Here is a 15,160-nt window from a genome sequence, read left to right as displayed (position 1 = left end):
TAAGAAACGATGAAAATAGATAGACTTATCGGTATATTGTCAATCTTACTGCAGGAAGAAAAGACAACGGCTCCTGAACTGGCAGAAAGATTTGAGGTATCTCGAAGGACAATAAATCGGGATATTGAAGACCTTTGTAAAGCAGGTATTCCTATAAAAACTGCACAGGGTACCGGTGGTGGTATCAGTATTATGGATGGATATCGTATGGACAGGACGATTTTGAGTTCCAAAGATATGCAGATGATTCTTGCGGGTTTGCGGAGTCTTGACAGTGTGAGCGGAAGCAGGTACTACAGTCAACTGATGGAGAAAATCCAGACCGGATCATCAGAGTTCATCAGTGGAAGAGACTCTATGCTGATTGACTTATCTTCATGGTATAAGGGTTCTCTTGCTCCAAAGATCGAGGTAATACAGAGTGCAATAGAAAACAGGCGCATCATACGATTTAAGTATTATGCTCCGTCCGGAGAGAGCAACCGAAGGGGAGAACCATATTATCTGGTTTTCCGGTGGTCGAGCTGGTATGTATGGGGGTGGTGTTTAGAACGTAGAGATTACAGGCTGTTCAAACTGAATCGTATGGATTGTGTTGTTGAAACAGACCGTGGATTCCTGCGTAGAGATGTACCAATGCCGGATTTGTCAAATGAGAAGATATTTCCGGGTGGGATAAAGGTAAAAGCTCTTTTCACACCGAATATGAAGTGGCGGCTGGTTGAAGAATTTGGACCGAACTGCTTTACAGAAACGGATGATGGAAGGCTGCTCTTTTCAGCAGACTATACGGATATGGAAAACCTTGTGACATGGCTTATGACATTTGGAGCAAAAGTAGAGGTGCTTGAGCCCGAAGAAGTACGGAACATTATTCGCAGGAATGCAGAGGAAATATTAAAAATCTATGGAGGATTATGAAAATGAGATTAGACGGTTTTGGGTTGTTTGTTGATGATATGGCAAAGATGATTCGTTTTTACAAGGATGTTCTCGGATTTGAAATTAAGGAGAGAATACTTCCAATGTTTATCTTGTAAAAGACGGAACACTTTTTTACTGTATGGACGGAATGATTTTGAGAAGATGACAAACCGGCGATATGAGTATATCAAGGGTCTGAATGGTCATTCTGAAATAGCTCTATATGTTGATACTTTTGAAGAGGTGGACGAGGCATACAAGAAGGCTGTGGAAAATGGTGCAACATCTGTGCTTGAACCGGAACTTGAACCTTGGGGACAGAGAACCTGCTATATTGCTGATCCGGAAGGAAATCTGATAGAGATTGGTTTCTGGAATAAGCCTTATGAAGAGAAGGACTTAGAGGGGGTGTAAAGGATATGGCTTTTGACTACAAGAAGGAATATAAAGAATTTTATATGCCGAAAGGCACACCGTCTATCGTAACTGTTCCGAAAATGAACTATATAGCGGTAAGGGGAAGCGGCAATCCAAATGATGCAGACGGAGAATACAAGCAGGCTATCGGACTTCTGTATGGAATTGCATTTACGATTAAAATGAGCAAAAAGGAAGATCATCAGATTGATGGATATTTCGATTATGTCGTGCCGCCATTAGAGGGATTCTGGTGGCAGGATGGAGTATCCGGAATTGATTATGCTCGTAAGGAAGATTTTAAGTGGATCTCTGTTATTCGATTGCCGGATTTTGTTACCAGGGAAGATTTCGTCTGGGCTGTCAGGAAAGCTACGGCAAAGAAAAAGCAGGATTTTTCTAAGGCTGAGTTTTTTTCCTATGAGGAAGGTCTGTGTGTACAGTGTATGCATATCGGAGCGTATGACGATGAGCCTGTTACGGTAGATGCAATGCACAGGTTTATGGAAGAACAGGGATACGCATTGGATATAACGGATCGGAGAATGCACCACGAGATTTATCTGAGCGATGCGAGGAAAGTAGCGCCGGAGAAGTTGAAGACTGCAATTAGGCATCCGATAAAGAGAGCCTAAGGGTGTGGAGGGAAATAATATGGCATCAACAAAAGAGTATTTGGATTTTGTTATGGAACAATTATCAGGATTGGATGAAATCAGCAGCAGGGCAATGATGGGCGAATACATCCTTTATTACCGTGGAAGGATTTTTGGTGGAGTATATGATGACAGACTTTTGGTGAAGCCGGTTCCGATGGCATTGAGGCTGATGCCGGATGCCGAGATGGAACAGCCGTATCATGGTGCTAAAGAAATGATTTTGGTTGATAATGTAGATGATCGGCAGTTTTTGTGTGAACTGGTTGAGAGTATGTGGGAAGAATTGCCGGAAAAGAAAAAGAAGAATATACATTAAGAACTAAGACTTGACAAAATCAAACCAATACTCTATATTTAGCAGTGGAGATTCTATACCCAAAAACAGAAAACGTGAATGCGCAAATGAAGCTCAAACCCTTGTGGTTTGGGCTTTTTCTAATTTTGATAGAAACTTGAGAACAATAATTTTCAAAAAGTCAATTATCAATTTGTAATGTTTTTTGAAGGAAAAAGTTCACAAAAGCATTTAGGCAATATTTACAAATTTTTTGAAAAAGGAATAGTTTCGCAAGAGTAACAGAGTGGCAATCGAGTAATATCGGTTGCTTTTTTGTTGCCCAATTTTAGAAAATGTCGATTGCCCCCCGGAAGAATGATTTCTAAAAATTACAAATTTGAAAAGAAATGGAGGAAAAGAAAAGTGAAAGAGTATTCAAAAGGAATTTATGTAAAATTCAAACCGGAAGAGGTGGAGATACTGCATAATCGAATGAAGGAAGCTGGAGTTCAAAACATGAGTGCATATATCAGAAAGATGGCATTGAACGGATATGTGATTATTCCTGAGTGGCCGGATTTGAATCAGGTAATATCCTTGCATTCAAGGATTAGTAATAATCTCAATCAGTATGCAAAAATCTCTATTGAAAGAAAAGTTGCAGCATGATACTATAACCGCATAGACGGATGAATAAATTTATAAATACGGATATGTACGGAATGTTGATGGAGGAAAAATCATGATTATCAGTGAAAGAATTTTTTGTGTGATGGAGCAGAAGAACATAACGCAGTTGGAACTCTCAAGAAGGACCGGGATTGCAACAAGTAACATCAGTGACTGGAAGAAGAAAAAGACGAATCCCAAAGCGGACTGTCTGTTGTCTATATGTGATGCATTGGAGATTACTCCCGAACAGCTTTTGACTGGAAAAGGAATTGATCCGGAATATAAAGATGCAGACATGGATTATGAAGTTACCAGGTCGGATATTAAGATTTTAAAGCAGATTCACAGCCTTGGAGATGCGCAGTATAAAAGATTGATGGCGTATATGAAAGCCTTGCAGAAGTTGGAACAGATGGAGAACATAGTGGAGGAATAGAGATGGCAAATAAAATAGTTAGGGAAATTATTCACGCAAAAGGAATTGATATTGGGATTTACACGAAAGATTTTGAAAATGAATATATTTCGTTGACAGATATTGCAAAATATAGAAATGATAATGATCCCAGATTTGTCATTCAGAACTGGATGCGAAACAGAAATACAGTTGAGTTTTTGGCTGTTTGGGAAGAACTTCATAATCCAGATTTTAACCGTGTGCAATTCGAGGCGGTTAGAAGTGAGGCAGGATTAAACAGGTTTGTTATGACGCCAACCAAATGGATTGAACAGACCAATGCTATTGGAATAGTGTCAAAAGCAGGCAGATATGGTGGAGGAACTTATGCACATAGCGATATTGCAATGGCATTTGCTACATGGATTTCTCCGGAATTTCAACTGTATATTATGAAAGATTACCGCAGGTTAAAACAAGATGAAAATAGTCGATTTTCATTGGACTGGAACTTGAACAGGGCTTTATCAAAGGTGAACTACCGTATTCACACGGATGCGGTGAAGGAAAATTTGATTCCACCAAAGCTCACACCGGAACAGATTGCTTATACATATGCCAGTGAAGCAGATCTTTTAAATGTTGCTTTATTTGGTCAGACTGCAAAGCAATGGAAAAATAATAATCCAGGTAAAAAGGGGAATGTGCGTGATGATGCAAATTTAAATCAGTTGTTGGTGTTGGCAAATATGGAAAGTTATAATGCTATTTTAATTGAGCAGGGGAAATCTCAATCAGAAAGACTTATATTGCTTAGAAATTTGGCAATCAGGCAGATGGATACATTAGTCAGTATCAATCTGTCGGCAGTTTCGGCACTTCCTGGAGGTGATATGTAAATTGAAGAAAGAGAAAATCAAAGTATATTTATACACCCGTGTCTCGACAACCATGCAGATAGATGGCTATTCTCTGGATGCACAGAAAACAAAAATAAAAGCGTTCTGCGACTATAATGAATATGAAATTGCCGGTGAGTATGAGGATGCTGGAAAATCCGGCAAATCAATAGAGGGAAGAGTTTCATTTAATCAGATGATGGAGGATATTAAGTCAGGAAAAGATGGAGTATCTTATGTGCTTGTATTTAAACTTTCCAGATTTGGAAGAAATGCGGCAGATGTACTTGCAACATTACAAGTAATGCAGGATTTTGGAGTGAATCTGATTTGTGTGGAGGACGGAATAGATTCATCCAAAGATGCCGGGAAGCTTATGATATCTGTTCTGTCAGCAGTGGCAGAGATTGAACGTGAGAACATTCGTGTTCAGACAATGGAAGGAAGGATGCAGAAAGCCAGGGAAGGTAAATGGAACGGTGGTTTTGCACCATATGGATATTCTCTCATTGATGGAAAACTGGAAGTCAATGAGGAAGAAGCAGTTGCCATCAGAATGATATTTGACCAATATGTAAATACGGATTTGGGTGCAAATGGAATTACAAAGTATCTTGAAAATCATGGAATCCATGCATCATAAGTTTGATACATATTAAAAATTTGGGAAATTTTCCGGATCCTATTGTAATATTTTTTCATCCATAGTAATATATTAATACAGAGATAACCAGATGTATTCTGGTGGAAAGGCACTTGCGGTAACGCAGGTGTTTTTTAATATTAGCTCATCTGCCATGTGTAGAAGGAGTTCCTGAAGACGTTATGCTTGCGCATGGCGTTTTTTGCTTTTATAGGATTAATTATTAATAGGCGAGAAATAGATGGATTATCAGGAATTTCAGGCAAAAATAGCAGAAGAGATCAAAGGGTATCTTCCTGAAAAGTATGCAGATACAGTTGTCAGGATGGAACAGATAACAAAGAATAATGGGGTAACGTTGAATGCCCTTCAGGTCATGTTTCCGGGGAACATATAGCTTCTTCCATCTTAGTTAAACGATTTTGTAATCAGTGTTTTCCAAAATGGTTGATCCCTATGGCTACCGGGATGCGGTGAAGAACAGGGAAGAAAATATCAGCAAGATTTACAGTGACTTGCTAGGGTTTTAAGAGCCTTTTTATGACTTTCTGTATATGGTACCAGTCTTCATTTTTTTCCCACCCAAGAGATTTATTTACGGCAAAATTTCCATGGAGTATATAAAGGAAAATTTTTTCTGCCTCCCATTCGTTAACATGATAGGTTCTCATAATTTCTGGAATACGCTGCGGTTTTTGTATTTGATACAGCTTTCTGAGCATATGGTGGGATAAGCTTTCGTCTAGAAAAAGGATTCGATATTTGGGGTTGCTGGCGGCGCGCTGACAGGCAGGAAGCAGGGCGTCGGGATCAGGATTCATTTCTTCGATGCTTTTTTCGTTTTCTATGTTCCGATTGAAGATGGAAGAGGAGAACGGTTGGATGGCGTCAAGTTCTGTAAGTCGGAGGGCGTCATCCAACAGTTCATCTAATACATCGTCGATATTATTATAATGCAGGTAAAAAGTGGCTCTGGTAATCTCGGATTGTTTGCACAGGGCGGTAACGGTTATCTTTTCATAGGGTATTTTCTTGAGCAGCTCCAGAAGCGCATCCTTAATGATACCTTTGGTTATGATGGTTCTTCGGTCTGTTTTTCTTCGTGTCAATTTGATTTTCTCCATAAAAGTGCTATACAAAAAACGATCATTTGTAAAGAACTGTTCCTACCCACATGATGTTGGATAGGAGTTTCAAGGTTATATACAGTATAATCATTTCAATACAGAGTGTCAAGAAAATGACACATGGAAAGGAGATTATTTTGTGGGCGTATATAAAGAAATAGCAGCGAAATTGAAAGAGGCAGATGCAATTCTGATCGGTGCAAGTAATGGATTTTCCATCTCGGAGGGACTTCATATTTTTGCGGATAATGAAGTTTTTGAAGAGGTTTTCGGAGATTTTAAAAGGATCTACGGGATTCGTAATATACTTTCGGGTTTTTTTGCCAACTGGCCATCTGAAGAAGTGAAATGGGCATTCTTAAGCAGGCTGATCCATTATTATAGTATTGGCTATACGGGCAGTCCAAATACAGAAGCATTAAAAACGCTCATCGGAGACAAGCCGTATTTCTTTGTGACTTCCAACGGAGAAAATCATTTTGAACTTGCCGGATTTTCCCCGGACTGCATCTGGGAGATTGAGGGAAGCTGGAAGGAAATGCAGTGCGAGCAGGGCTGCCATGATACCCTGTATCCCTTATTCCCTCTGATTCCAGAAATGGCAGCGTCCGAGAAGAATATGAAAATCCCATCGGAACTTGTGCCCAGGTGCCCGAAATGCGGCGGGACTATGATTGGACATTCTCCCCAAAGGTATATGACGGTAGCAGACAGGAAAATACAGAGGCGGTTTCAGAATTTTGTTCAGAAATATCATGGGAAAAAGATGGTTGTTCTGGAGCTGGGAATCGGTTGGAGAAATCAACTGATCAAGGCGCCGATGATGAATTTGGTTCAGGAGGAGCCTTACGCTACTTATATTACGATCAATAAAGGCGAGATCTATATTCCGGATGAGATTGCGGCAAAATCTTATGGTCTTGACGGAGACATGACAGAGATATTGGAACGGCTGAAGAAGGCGACGGAAGAAAGAAACGAAGAATGGAGGAAATGAAAATGAGTATGTATGAAAATCTGGTTATGCAGACGCAGATGAATTATTCCAAATATTATGGAAGGTATGCCGCCGGAAAAACGCCGGTCAGATTAAGCGATAGAAAGCCGTTGCCTTACGAAAAGCAGATTGAGAAAATGAGCGAAAAAATAAAAGAAGCAGATTGCATTGTAGTTGGAGGAGCTTCCGGATTGTCCGCCGCGGGAGGCGGGGATTTTTACTATGAGGATACGCCGTCCTTTCGCCGTTATTTTGGGAAGTTTGCAGAAAAATACGGGTTTCAGGGAGCATTTGCAGGTATGGGACATCCGTATAAAACCCGCGGAGAATTCTGGGCTTATCTGGCTACCTTCCTGCATACGACGCAGACTGCGCCCATTAGGGAACCCTATCTGGATTTGGACGCCATTTTGCAGGGAAAAGATTTCTTTATTCTGACTACGAATCAGGACACACAGTTTGTCAAGATTTATCCGGAGGAGAAGGTGGCACAGATTCAGGGGGATCACCGCTTTTTCCAATGTTCCAAACAGTGCTGTGACCGGATATGGGATGCAGTAAAGCCGGTAGAAAAAATGATAGAGGCTATGGGAGACAGTACAAGGATTCCCGAAGAACTGATCCCACGCTGTCCGGTCTGCGGTGCGGAGGCGTTTCCGTGGGTGCGCGGTTACGGTAATTTCCTGCAGGGAAGAGAATACGATGAACAATATCAGAAAATCTCAAAGTATATCATGAACAACAAAGAGAAAAAGATACTCTTCCTGGAACTGGGGGTGGGGAGAATGACGCCGATGTTTATACAGGAACCTTTCTGGAACCTGACGCTGAACCTTCCGGATGCCTATTATATTGCCGTAAACGCACAATATGATTTCCTGCCCAAAGACATAGAGGAAAAAGGAATGGTCATTAAGGGAGATATTGCAAAGGTGCTGAAAGATGCTGCAGAAGGGATGTGAAAAAATGGACAGCTTTTTTAAAGATACGCTTCCGCACAACAGGGCCTTTAGCGAGATGCTCCGTCCTGCAAAGGAACAGGTAAAACATCTGTCCCCGGATAACATAGCTCAAAGAAGCGGAGCAGTCTTTCACAAAAGTGATGGAGTATTGGAGTTACAAAGCCTGAACCAAACAGTTCGGATTACAGTTCCTGAATATACATTTTCTCCCAGGCTTGAGGAATGGCATCAACTGGTGATTCTTCATTATTTGGCTCTGGCAGACGGGACTGCGGTTTCTGATCAGGTCATTACGTTTGGAGGCTTGAAGGATGGCCTTATCAGAGGGACGAAGTTTGACCATGACATGGAAAAGGAACTTCAGAGATTCCTGAATGGAAAAACACCGGATTGCATTCGGAAAATTTGCAAAGCACTTGGGGCAGAATTTGCAGACAGCAATGCCGATCTGTGTGCAGTATTTCACTTTCTGCCAAACTATCCGGTCTGGCTGAAGATATGGTTTGCGGATGAAGAGTTTGAAGCGTCCGGGAAGCTCTATCTTAGCAGAAGTGCTGACCACTATCTGAGTATGGAGGATGCGGTTACAGTTGGAGAAGTTTTTTTATCAAAACTAAAAATACAGGAACAAACCGCTTGATGAACACATCAAAGAAGCCGGGTCATTGTCAAAAAGAACGTAAAAAACCTACAGAGTCTCTTCTCGCTGGTCATGTATCAGGAAGGTTTCCAATCCCCCCTTGATAAATTGATCAATGGTCTGCTGTATTTTCGTCCAGTCGTTGCAATGATTTTTGAGCATTATGCGGTTGATCGCAAGGCATCCGTTCATTTGGAAATAGAAAACAGCTTCAGCTTGTTCAAAGGTCAGGAGGCTGTTTTTCATCAGGCGTGTAATGAAATCCTCCTTGCCGAGATCCGCCAGTTTTTCCAGTATCCGGGAGGAAGTAATATCGTCAAAGAAAAGTATCTGGTAATGAGATGAGGAACGTATTTTTTCACAGAACGGATAGGTGCAGTTTAACTTGTAAGGGCAGAGTACATGATCCAGAACGCTTGATGTATCTGAAAGAAAATCCTCTAATATATCATTTAGAACGTCATCAATGTCGTAATAATGAAGATAGAAGGTACCCCGATTCATTTCTGCTTTTTTACATATTTCTGTCACGGTAATTTTACTGTAGGGCTTGGTTTTCAGTTCATCCAGCAGAATATCTTTAATGGCTTGGCGTGTGTATCTGGTGCGCCGGTCGGTTTTATGTGTTTTATCCATAAGGCTCTCCTGTAATTTATATACAATTTTCGGATTCTGTTCAGAAACCTATCAATGTGAAAATATTGACGATTGAATTATCGGATAGGTTTATTATAATAAGTCAGACGTTAAAAATCAACACTATGTTCAGAAAAAGAACATGATGTATAAAATGGAAAAAGGGGTAACAAAATGGGATATATCATAGCAGTTGCAGGAAAAGGCGGCGTAGGAAGCGATATTGAAGGTAACAGATCGTAAGAAAGAGAGCTGAAAGTTAGGAGGATGAAAAATTGCCGTTTGATTATGCAAAAGACAATATGGAGAGAAGACCGTATGAGTTTTATATAGAGAAATACCGGCAGGCCGATCCCATAGAGATCAGTAATCGACTGGGTATTGCATATGACGTTCAGAAATCGGAGTTCGCCATATTTTTTATGGGTGTTAATTACCATGTTTCCTATCCGGATTTTCGGGTAAGTCATGAAGAATCGAAAATGTGTTTTTATCCGCTGGAAGAAGATATTTATGCGAAAATATTGGTTTTGCGGTATCTTCTGAACGCCAACGTATTTCCACACAACGGGGATTTTTGTGCGTATCGTGAACTTCCATCGGGAGAATTGTATTATCGGCAGTTTCAGGGAAGATGCGTTTTTCGATTGAACCGTAAATATGGGAACAGGCTGGAAACAATAGAACATATTATGGATACTCTTGGCGCTGCGCAGGTTCATATGGCTGATAAGGGGTATGAACTGGAGATATTCGAAAATCTTTATCTGAAATTCCTTTTTTGGGAAGGTGATGAAGAATTTCCGGCATCTTCACAGATTTTATTTTCCAGTAATTTTCCGGCGGCGTTTGACGCCTATGATCTGACGGAAGTCGGAGAAATCTGTATTAATACGTTTAATGAAATTGCAAAGAGGCTGTAGGAGATAAGGCATTCGTTTTTTCAGGGGTAAATGGAGAATTGCAGATTGCAGAGGATGAAGTGGAAATTATTCGTCTGATCTATGATAAATTTATTCATACCAATATGGGAATCTCTGCGCTTGCTGCATGGCTGAACCAGCATGGATATAAAAAGAAAAAACGACAGAATAATACACTGGACGCATTTGCCGCTTCATTTATAAAAGGCGTCTATAGCTGTTGCCTGTGAAGCTCGGATGACTGCAGCAATATTAAGCTGGAGCTGTGCCTGATAGTTGCTGTTGTCACCGAGCAGTTGATTGAGGGCTTTGACTACGGCATTTCCATAAAGAAGCAGATGTGTCATCAAGGTCTCTCGGAAGACAAAGGAGATCCTCCTGTTTGAAAAAGAAAAAAGATGAAATAAATTGGAAAACATGTCAGAAATATTTTTAAAGAGAGAGAGTTAGAAAAAGAGTCAGTGTAGGCAAAATTTGCCTACACTGCTACTGATGGAAAAGTTTACAATGTAGATTATTACAATCTTGATGTTATTATTTCTGTTGGCTATCGTGTAAAATCAAAACGAGGAACACCGTTCAGAATCTGGGCAACTGGGATTTTAAAAGAATACATGAGAAAAGGTTTTGCTTAACAGTTATTGCGCATCCCTTAATTGCTCTACAACGCTGCATTTTGCTGCGTTGTCATACATCATGCAGGGGATCAGCCACCCCAGCAGAAGAAATACCGGAATTGTCAGCAGGACAGGCAGAATGGTGAATCGATACTCAAAGAACCAGAACATACTGCCCAGCATTTTTCCTGCAAGAGGTCCCACCGCCAGCGACAGAATAAAGGCCGCCGCTACAGAAGACATTGCGTAAAACAACCCCTCGTAGATCAGCATGGTTTTGAGCTGCCGGTTCGTCATTCCTACAGCCTGAAGCACAGCAAATTCACGGCGGCGGGAAAGAATACCGGTCATCATGGCGTTGAAGAAATTTAAGAGTCCCACCAGCCCAATGATAGCACAGAGGATACCACCTATCAGAAGGAACATCTGCCGGAACTGAGCAAATTCAGAGCGAGCCGTGGCCTTGCTTTCATACATCAAGGGCGAAAACTCACCGGCAGTGAGCTTCGATAGATATTGCTCTGCTTCGGCCTCGTCCGCTTCGTCCGCTGTGTCGAACAGGTAGAGCAGCGGAATGGCCGCACCACCGCTGTCCCGCTGTGCGGTATCCACAGACAAAACTGTCTCATATCCAATACCATCATAACGATAACTCATGGAATACGGAAGCTCTACCAAGGCGCAGACCGTGTACGCTACATCTCTGGCTCCATACAGTTTTTCCTGAAGGTACTCCTCCGGTGTATCTTCGGTGCAGAGTTCCCCGGTGCGGCTGTCGATATATTTCACATCGTCCGCATAGGTAGCGGTGATCGTGTCTCCCACCTTGGGGTAGTATTCAAGATTGGGCAGATTACCGTAGTCATCTAAGGAAACCGCAATGGCAATGGCGTTATTGTCCGGCTCCAACATGGGAGAAATATCTCCGTCGAACACTTGCAGCTTGTCAAACAGACTGTTATCCAGAGCCTCAATTCTGGTCTTTCCCATCACCATATTGCCCCGGTGCTCCAGACGGCTCATATGGCTGTCCAACTGCTCGGCGCTTTCGTAGCTTGCATAGTCCTGCCGCAGAGCATCCTCCGTCATCCACAGATATGCGGGTTTTCGCACAGCATATCCCGTGCCGGAAAGACTGGCCTTTGTGTTTGCTGCGATCTCTCCGATCTGTTCTGGCGTGATGAATTCATCTGCTGAGTTGTAACGGAAATAGTCGGGCGTGCTGACGATAAAATCGGCGCAGGTCTTGGCGGATACATACTTCTCCATGCTGAAGCCGCCTACAAAGGTACACAGCGCATTGAACAGTGTCACCGACAGTGCCAGAGACACCACCACCAGTACCGTCTTTTTCTTGTTTCGTCCCAAATTGGCAAAGGCCATCTGATGGAGCTTCGCTCCCCGGGTGCTGCGCTGTTTTTTCTTGGTCTGCATTGCATCCGTATATTTGGTAGCCTCCACCGGAGAGACCTTAGCTGCCATTTTTCCGGGCTTGGAACAGGACAAGAGCACTGTCAGCAAGGCGAATAACATAGAACCAAGGAAGATCACAGGCGATGTGCTGATGGTGGTGATGCCTGCATCCAACTGGGTGGAGCGCAAGACAACAGGCACCAGAACAGCGCCGATGCCGTAGCCCAGCAGCAGCCCTGCCGGAATGCCGATCAGACAAAGCAGAAGTGCCTGCTGGCGAATGATACGTTTGAGCTGCCGGGGCGTTGTGCCAATGGTTTTCAGAAGTCCGTAAAACCGGATATCCCCTACAACAGAGATCTGGAAAATGTTATAGATGATAAGATACCCCGTGAAAATCACCAGCAGCAAAAAAGCCGCTATGGCGATCACAAGTTCCGGATCAAGCTTCGACTCCAGCTGGGATGAGGTATATCCCCAGTTGACGCCGATCCGGACGCTGTTGGGATCGGTATAGCTGTCCCATGTGTAGCCAAGATCGGTATCCACCTGCTCCATCTGCCCTTGAATGTTTGTGCCGGAGGCCAGCATGACATTCAAATCGGTGCGGAAAGGCTGTAAACCTGTTTTCACTGCCTGCGCTTCGATGTCATCTGCGTAATCACGGCTGATGTTGATGTAATGAACAGGCATTAGTTCATCATAGTCCCAATAGCCCACCAGCGTAAAGGTATCTGTTACAGTAAAGGCGGTTTGATCCTTGTCCGTAATGGAATAGGAAACCGTGACCTCGGCGCCCAGCTCCGGCGTTACGCCAAGTAGCTGCAACGCTGCCGTATCCATGGCTACCTCTTTGCCGCTTTCGGGCATCCGTCCGGTAGTAGGGGTTGCATAGCTCCATTTAGTGCAGTTGGCATCCATGTAGCTGATCTCTGCCGGTATTTTGGCAAAGACCCCCTCCGCAGTGATACCGATTACCTTCCGTACCCCCGCAGCCTTCACCTTTGGGTGGGCAGCGATGCGTTCCGCCTGCTCGGGGGAAACATCCTTAAAAGTGCCGTGTGCATAGCCGCCTACCTGCCGAAACTGGTAGGTTTCATAGCTGGCGTTCAACGACAAGACAATGGTGAACATGGACGTAAATAGCAGCGTTGTCAGCGCAATGGCAAAAATAGCGATCAGATTGCGGCGACGGTTCGCATAAAGAGATTTTAAGCTGAGTTTTCGAATACATTTTCGATTTTTGACATTCATCGTAGCCACCTCCCGTTAGTTATGGGAGACGATCCGACCATCTTCGATACGGATAATGCGGTCTGCCATCTGCGCAATTTCTTCGTTGTGAGTGATCATTACGATTGTCTGGGCGAACTTTTGACTGGTGACTTTCAAAAGGCTCAATACATCCTGGCTGGTTTTGGAATCCAGATTGCCGGTGGGTTCATCTGCCAGAATGATAGCGGGTGCTGCCGCCAGCGCACGGGCAATGGCTACCCGCTGTTGCTGACCGCCGGAGAGTTGATTGGGCAGCGCATCCAGACGCTCATCCAGCCCAAGGGTCTGTACAATCTGCTGTACAAAATCCTTATTGACATTGCCACCGTCCAGCTCAATGGGTAGAACAATATTTTCATACACATTCAGCACCGGAACAAGATTATATGCTTGGAACACAAAGCCGATTTTCCTGCGGCGGAAGATGGTCAGCGCTTCCTCCTTCAGGGAGAAAATATCCTGTCCGTCCACCATGACCGTGCCACTTGTAGGGCGATCCAGCCCGCCCAGCATGTGCAGCAGCGTGGATTTGCCGGAGCCGGATGTGCCGACAATTGCAACAAATTCGCCCTTCTTTACACTTAAATCAACTCCATCCAACGCATGAACTGCGTTATTGCCGGAGCCATAAATCTTTTTCAGGTTTTTTGCCTGTAAAACTTCCATAAATGAGTACCTCCATGAAAAAATCTGTATGTATGAAAGGAAATGATCCTTTGATACATACAGATTATCGCATAGGAATCTTTCCACATTCTTTCCGGCGGAAAATGAAATCTAACAGTTTTGATAGAATTGTTGTTATTTCGGCAGAAATATGGAAAACGTACTTCCTTTTCCCGGAACGGAAGCAACCTTGATATAACCGCCCTCGCCGGATATGATCTGTCGGGCAAGGTATAAGCCGATGCCGACCCCTTTCTGCTCCTGAACTGCCTTTGAACGATAAAAACGGGCAAAGATCTTTGCCTGTTCTGTTTCCGAAATGCCTGAACCGGTATCCGATATATCAATCCTTGCAAACATTTCATAGCTTACAGCAGAAATAGTAATGGTGCCATGCTCTGTATATTTGATGGCATTGTCTACGATATTAGCCAGCGCTTCCGCTGTCCATTTGAAGTCGAATACAGCAAAAGCATCGGTATCCTGCATTTGCAAAGACAATCCTTTTTCAGAAGCCTTGGCGGCATATTGTTCTACTACGCTTTCAAGCAGCGGCTGTAGCGCTGCTTGCTGAGGGGAGAGTGAAATGATCCCGTTTTCCAGTCTGGAAAGCTTTACGAGAGAATCGATCAAAAATCGCAGCTTTTCCGATTGTTTGTACAGCGCCTCCACATTTGCCTTCGCCGATACAGGCAGAGTTTCCTCCATCAAAAGCTCGCTGTATAACAGCAGATTTGCAATCGGCGTTTTCGTCTGGTGGGAGATGTCCGCAATCAAGGACTTAATTCTATCTTTCTCCTGTGCTACATTTCGAGAAGATGCTTCTGCTGCAGAAAGATAGTGCGCAAACTTCGTTTCCAATGCAGACAGCTGGCTTTCATCAAAATTGGTTTCAGAAAAGGAGCCGGTCATGGCAGCGTCCAGCATCCTTTCGATTTCTTTCATCGTTTTTCTGACCTTTCTCCGCTCCCATAATACAACAGCTATCGTCGCCAGAAAACATAGCAGTATGATCA

18 protein-coding genes and 3 pseudogenes are annotated in these 15,160 nt (G+C 43.1%); 16 read left to right on the top strand and 5 right to left on the bottom strand.

Annotated features, from left to right (window positions below):
* The first annotated feature begins 9 nt into the window (after window positions 1-9).
* The 10 genes and pseudogenes from H8716_RS12910 (at window position 10) to H8716_RS12870 (ending at window position 5,285) form a co-directional block, all read left to right on the top strand.
* Complete coding sequence (locus H8716_RS12910; protein ID WP_249309411.1) at window positions 10-921, top strand: helix-turn-helix transcriptional regulator; 912 nt, start codon at window positions 10-12, stop codon at window positions 919-921.
* Window positions 922-923: 2 nt separating this feature from the next.
* A complete protein-coding gene (locus tag H8716_RS18145) occupies window positions 924-1,040 on the top strand; it encodes a VOC family protein (RefSeq protein WP_330606623.1) in 117 nt (38 codons plus the stop codon).
* A 46-nt stretch (window positions 1,041-1,086) separates the two neighbouring features.
* Complete coding sequence (locus tag H8716_RS18140) at window positions 1,087-1,338, top strand: VOC family protein (protein WP_330606621.1); 252 nt, start codon at window positions 1,087-1,089, stop codon at window positions 1,336-1,338.
* 5 nt (window positions 1,339-1,343) lie between these two features.
* Window positions 1,344-1,976: a GyrI-like domain-containing protein gene (locus H8716_RS12900; protein WP_249309410.1), complete on the top strand. Its 633-nt coding sequence runs from the start codon at window positions 1,344-1,346 to the stop codon at window positions 1,974-1,976.
* Between the two features lie 19 nt (window positions 1,977-1,995).
* Window positions 1,996-2,316, top strand: coding sequence for a TfoX/Sxy family protein (locus H8716_RS12895; RefSeq protein WP_249309409.1), 321 nt, complete (start codon window positions 1,996-1,998; stop codon window positions 2,314-2,316).
* Between the two features lie 336 nt (window positions 2,317-2,652).
* On the top strand, window positions 2,653-2,946 hold the full coding sequence (locus tag H8716_RS12890; RefSeq protein WP_249309407.1) for a plasmid mobilization protein: 294 nt from the start codon (window positions 2,653-2,655) through the stop codon (window positions 2,944-2,946).
* A 73-nt stretch (window positions 2,947-3,019) separates the two neighbouring features.
* Entirely contained in the window at window positions 3,020-3,385 is a 366-nt protein-coding gene (locus H8716_RS12885) for a helix-turn-helix domain-containing protein (protein WP_249309405.1), read from the top strand.
* 2 nt (window positions 3,386-3,387) lie between these two features.
* On the top strand, window positions 3,388-4,245 hold the full coding sequence (locus H8716_RS12880) for a KilA-N domain-containing protein (protein WP_249309404.1): 858 nt from the start codon (window positions 3,388-3,390) through the stop codon (window positions 4,243-4,245).
* Window position 4,246: 1 nt separating this feature from the next.
* A pseudogene (locus H8716_RS12875) lies at window positions 4,247-4,873 on the top strand (recombinase family protein); the annotation flags it as partial.
* A 256-nt stretch (window positions 4,874-5,129) separates the two neighbouring features.
* Window positions 5,130-5,285, top strand: a complete 156-nt coding sequence (locus H8716_RS12870) for a hypothetical protein (RefSeq protein ID WP_249309401.1) — start codon at window positions 5,130-5,132, stop codon at window positions 5,283-5,285.
* A 121-nt stretch (window positions 5,286-5,406) separates the two neighbouring features.
* Here the strand turns inward: H8716_RS12870 and H8716_RS12865 are convergent, their stop codons facing one another.
* Window positions 5,407-5,997, bottom strand: coding sequence for a TetR/AcrR family transcriptional regulator (locus tag H8716_RS12865; RefSeq protein ID WP_249309399.1), 591 nt, complete (start codon window positions 5,995-5,997; stop codon window positions 5,407-5,409).
* A gap of 157 nt (window positions 5,998-6,154) precedes the next feature.
* On the opposite strand from H8716_RS12865, the gene H8716_RS12860 reads away from it, so the two are divergent.
* From H8716_RS12860 to H8716_RS12850, 3 genes are read left to right on the top strand one after another with little or no spacing between them, the layout of a single operon-like run.
* Entirely contained in the window at window positions 6,155-7,012 is an 858-nt protein-coding gene (locus H8716_RS12860; RefSeq protein ID WP_249309398.1) for an SIR2 family NAD-dependent protein deacylase, read from the top strand.
* Between the two features lie 2 nt (window positions 7,013-7,014).
* Window positions 7,015-7,974, top strand: a complete 960-nt coding sequence (locus tag H8716_RS12855; RefSeq protein ID WP_249309397.1) for an SIR2 family NAD-dependent protein deacylase — start codon at window positions 7,015-7,017, stop codon at window positions 7,972-7,974.
* 4 nt (window positions 7,975-7,978) lie between these two features.
* On the top strand, window positions 7,979-8,614 hold the full coding sequence (locus H8716_RS12850; protein ID WP_249309395.1) for a DUF3786 domain-containing protein: 636 nt from the start codon (window positions 7,979-7,981) through the stop codon (window positions 8,612-8,614).
* 48 nt (window positions 8,615-8,662) lie between these two features.
* On the opposite strand, the gene H8716_RS12845 is transcribed toward H8716_RS12850, so the two are convergent.
* A complete protein-coding gene (locus H8716_RS12845) occupies window positions 8,663-9,250 on the bottom strand; it encodes a TetR/AcrR family transcriptional regulator (RefSeq protein ID WP_249309393.1) in 588 nt (195 codons plus the stop codon).
* Window positions 9,251-9,525: 275 nt separating this feature from the next.
* Here H8716_RS12845 and H8716_RS12840 point away from each other — a divergent pair, with 275 nt between their 5' ends.
* The 3 genes and pseudogenes from H8716_RS12840 to rhuM all read left to right on the top strand — a co-directional run.
* Window positions 9,526-10,173: a DUF3786 domain-containing protein gene (locus tag H8716_RS12840; protein ID WP_249309391.1), complete on the top strand. Its 648-nt coding sequence runs from the start codon at window positions 9,526-9,528 to the stop codon at window positions 10,171-10,173.
* 26 nt (window positions 10,174-10,199) lie between these two features.
* Window positions 10,200-10,385, top strand: a pseudogene (locus H8716_RS12835) (recombinase family protein); the annotation flags it as partial.
* A gap of 270 nt (window positions 10,386-10,655) precedes the next feature.
* Window positions 10,656-10,808 (top strand): annotated as a pseudogene (gene rhuM, locus H8716_RS17900) (RhuM family protein); the annotation flags it as partial.
* Between the two features lie 3 nt (window positions 10,809-10,811).
* Here the strand turns inward: rhuM and H8716_RS12825 are convergent.
* From H8716_RS12825 to H8716_RS12815, 3 genes are all read right to left on the bottom strand, one after another.
* The gene (locus H8716_RS12825; RefSeq protein ID WP_249309389.1) at window positions 10,812-13,457 is read right to left on the bottom strand and encodes an ABC transporter permease; all 2,646 of its coding nucleotides are present in this window, start codon (window positions 13,455-13,457) and stop codon (window positions 10,812-10,814) included.
* Window positions 13,458-13,472: 15 nt separating this feature from the next.
* Window positions 13,473-14,144, bottom strand: a complete 672-nt coding sequence (locus H8716_RS12820; protein WP_249309388.1) for an ABC transporter ATP-binding protein — start codon at window positions 14,142-14,144, stop codon at window positions 13,473-13,475.
* A 135-nt stretch (window positions 14,145-14,279) separates the two neighbouring features.
* Window positions 14,280-15,089 carry a sensor histidine kinase gene (locus tag H8716_RS12815; protein ID WP_249309386.1) on the bottom strand — a complete coding sequence of 270 codons (810 nt, stop codon included), beginning with the start codon at window positions 15,087-15,089 and terminating at the stop codon, window positions 14,280-14,282.
* Window positions 15,090-15,160: the final 71 nt, after the last annotated feature.

The organism is Jingyaoa shaoxingensis (assembly GCF_014385005.1).
Taxonomy (GTDB): domain Bacteria; phylum Bacillota; class Clostridia; order Lachnospirales; family Lachnospiraceae; genus Marvinbryantia; species Marvinbryantia shaoxingensis.
Note: the sequence above shows the minus strand (reverse complement) of the source record. Positions and strands in the feature narration are given on the sequence as shown.

What these genes read in the sequence shown, in the direction of transcription:
- H8716_RS12845 (WP_249309393.1), bottom strand. Translation starts at nt 9,250, where the DNA reads ATGGATAAAACACATAAAACCGACCGGCGCACCAGATACACACGCCAA.
- H8716_RS12815 (WP_249309386.1), bottom strand. Translation starts at nt 15,089, where the DNA reads ATGAAAGAAATCGAAAGGATGCTGGACGCTGCCATGACCGGCTCCTTT.
- H8716_RS12855 (WP_249309397.1), top strand. Translation starts at nt 7,015, where the DNA reads ATGAGTATGTATGAAAATCTGGTTATGCAGACGCAGATGAATTATTCC.
- H8716_RS18145 (WP_330606623.1), top strand. Translation starts at nt 924, where the DNA reads ATGAGATTAGACGGTTTTGGGTTGTTTGTTGATGATATGGCAAAGATG.
- H8716_RS12850 (WP_249309395.1), top strand. Translation starts at nt 7,979, where the DNA reads ATGGACAGCTTTTTTAAAGATACGCTTCCGCACAACAGGGCCTTTAGC.
- H8716_RS12825 (WP_249309389.1), bottom strand. Translation starts at nt 13,457, where the DNA reads ATGAATGTCAAAAATCGAAAATGTATTCGAAAACTCAGCTTAAAATCT.
- H8716_RS12870 (WP_249309401.1), top strand. Translation starts at nt 5,130, where the DNA reads ATGGATTATCAGGAATTTCAGGCAAAAATAGCAGAAGAGATCAAAGGG.
- H8716_RS18140 (WP_330606621.1), top strand. Translation starts at nt 1,087, where the DNA reads ATGACAAACCGGCGATATGAGTATATCAAGGGTCTGAATGGTCATTCT.
- H8716_RS12880 (WP_249309404.1), top strand. Translation starts at nt 3,388, where the DNA reads ATGGCAAATAAAATAGTTAGGGAAATTATTCACGCAAAAGGAATTGAT.
- H8716_RS12820 (WP_249309388.1), bottom strand. Translation starts at nt 14,144, where the DNA reads ATGGAAGTTTTACAGGCAAAAAACCTGAAAAAGATTTATGGCTCCGGC.
- H8716_RS12885 (WP_249309405.1), top strand. Translation starts at nt 3,020, where the DNA reads ATGATTATCAGTGAAAGAATTTTTTGTGTGATGGAGCAGAAGAACATA.
- H8716_RS12900 (WP_249309410.1), top strand. Translation starts at nt 1,344, where the DNA reads ATGGCTTTTGACTACAAGAAGGAATATAAAGAATTTTATATGCCGAAA.
- H8716_RS12895 (WP_249309409.1), top strand. Translation starts at nt 1,996, where the DNA reads ATGGCATCAACAAAAGAGTATTTGGATTTTGTTATGGAACAATTATCA.
- H8716_RS12910 (WP_249309411.1), top strand. Translation starts at nt 10, where the DNA reads ATGAAAATAGATAGACTTATCGGTATATTGTCAATCTTACTGCAGGAA.
- H8716_RS12890 (WP_249309407.1), top strand. Translation starts at nt 2,653, where the DNA reads ATGATTTCTAAAAATTACAAATTTGAAAAGAAATGGAGGAAAAGAAAA.